Genomic DNA, 2,043 nt, shown 5'->3' with positions numbered 1-2,043 from the left:
CCTGCGCCAACGCGGCGAGGCCGGCGGAGAAGGCGGCGGCGCCGGCGCCGCCCTGCAGCGCCCGCAGCAGGTCGAGCCACAGCAGGTCGCGCACCTGGGTCAGAGCCAGGGAGGAGGCCAGGAACACCAGCTGCCCGATCAGGAACACGCGCTTGCGGCCGAAGCTGTCGGCCAGGGCGCCGGCGATCATCAGCGTGCTGCCGAAGCACAGCATGAAGGCGTTGGTGATCCAGTTCAGCGCGATCGGGTCGCCGCCGAGCGAGCGGGCGATCGCCGGCATCGCCACGGCCGGACCGGTGAAGTTGAACGGCAGGGCCAGCAGCGACAGGCACACGGCGGCCAGCACCAGCAGGCTCTCCGTCCGGCTGTGGCCGGCGGAGGGCGCGGGTGCCATGGCCGCCGAATCGGAGGTCCGGGGCATGGGCAACTCGTTGGTGACGGGAGGCCGCATTCCGTCGCGGCTTGCACCAGAGATAATCTCGCCGTAATGCTGGGCCAATCGGCAGAAATTCCGCTCTGACCGGAATATCGTTCCGCAATCGGGCTCGCCATGGACAATCTGAACGGCCTTGCCGCCTTCGTCCGCGCCGCCGAGGCGCGCAGCTTCGTCGCCGCCGGCCGTGAGCTCGGCCTCACCGCCTCGGCGGTCGGCAAGGCGGTGGCGAAGCTGGAAGAGCGGCTGGGCGCCCGGCTGTTCCAGCGCAGCACCCGGCGGATCAGCCTGACCGCCGAGGGCGCGCTGTTCTATGAGCGCTGCCAGCGCATCCTGGGCGACATCGCCGATGCGGAGGCGGAGCTGCAGCGCGCGCTGGACGCGCCGCGCGGCCGGCTGCGGGTCAGCATGCCGCTGGCCACGCACCGGCTGCTGGTGCCGGTGCTGCCGGAGTTCATGCAGGCCTATCCCGAGATCGAGCTGGATCTCGACTTCAACGACCGCATCGTCGACGTGATCGAGGCGGGGCTGGACGTGGTGATGCGCAGCGGCGTGCTGAGCGACTCCCGGCTGATGTCCAGGCGCGTCGGACAGTTCCGCTTCCACGTCGTCGCGTCGCCCGGCTACCTCGCGCGGCACGGCGTGCCGGCAAGGCCGGCGGATCTCGAGCGCCATGCCTGCCTGCGCTACAAATTCCCGACCTCCGGCGCGATGATGGAGTGGACGCTGCAGGCGGAACCCGGCGCGCGCCCCTGGCGCGTGCCGGCGACGCTCGTCTCCAACAGCACCGATGCGCTCATCGCCGCGGCGGAACGCGGGCTGGGCCTGCTGTACACGGCGGACTTCATCGTCGGGCGGGCGCTGCAGGCCGGCACCCTGCGGACGGTGCTCGACGCCTATCAGGCCCCGCCCGGCCTGTTCTGGGCGCTGTGGCCGTCCAGCCGGCAGCTGTCGCCGAAGGTGCGGGTGTTCGTCGACTTCCTGTGCACCCGGCTGATCCCGGCGCCCTGAGCCGTCCCCGCTCGGCCGCAAGCGACACCCTTTCAGAATTCCCAGAATCGTCATTGCGAGCGCAGCGAAGCAATGACGGCGTAGGGCTGAAGCAGTGCCTCGCCTTGATCGGGTGGCCCGATCCGGCCTTGTCTCGCCCTACAGCATGAAATCGGCCGCCACCAGGGCGATGGCACCGGTGAGCACGATGTGGAAGTCGGAGACCTTGTCGCCGTTGACGTCGCCGGCGATGGTCGTGTCGGCGCCGTTGAAGGCGTAGCGCAGCTGGCCGGCGACACCGGTGTAGAGGCCGGTGCCGATGAAGGTGAAGGCTTGGTTGCCCGCGACGGCGGTGTTGGCATCGACCGCCGCCAGGTCGATGCGGTCGCCCTCGGCCCGGTGGAAGTCGGCGATGCGGTCGGCCTTGGCCCCGACCACGCTGTGCGCGGCGGCGGCGAGGCCGAAGCGGTCGGCCCCGGCGCCGCCGATGAAGGTGTCGATGCCGGCGCTGCCGATCAGCCGGTCGTCGCCGGCCCCGCCGGACAGGGTGAGGCCGATGCGGCCGGCCGCCACGGCGGCGGCGTTGACCAGGTCGTTGCCGTCGCCGGTGCCGATCGTCA

The 2,043-nt window shown here is 71.2% G+C and carries 3 protein-coding genes; 1 reads left to right on the top strand and 2 read right to left on the bottom strand.

Features of this window, described 5'->3' with window-relative positions:
* The coding region (locus tag P409_RS32760) for an MFS transporter (protein WP_034848559.1) at positions 1-421 on the bottom strand (421 nt) is incomplete at its 3' end.
* A 129-nt stretch (positions 422-550) separates the two neighbouring features.
* Here P409_RS32760 and P409_RS32755 point away from each other — a divergent pair.
* The gene (locus P409_RS32755) at positions 551-1,444 is read left to right on the top strand and encodes a LysR family transcriptional regulator (protein ID WP_034848556.1); all 894 of its coding nucleotides are present in this window, start codon (positions 551-553) and stop codon (positions 1,442-1,444) included.
* 138 nt (positions 1,445-1,582) lie between these two features.
* Here the strand turns inward: P409_RS32755 and P409_RS39610 are convergent.
* A partial coding sequence (locus P409_RS39610; protein ID WP_034848553.1) for a calcium-binding protein occupies positions 1,583-2,043 on the bottom strand: 461 nt, incomplete at its 5' end.

Source organism: Inquilinus limosus MP06, assembly GCF_000767795.1.
Taxonomy (GTDB): domain Bacteria; phylum Pseudomonadota; class Alphaproteobacteria; order DSM-16000; family Inquilinaceae; genus Inquilinus; species Inquilinus limosus_E.
Note: the sequence above shows the minus strand (reverse complement) of the source record. Positions and strands in the feature narration are given on the sequence as shown.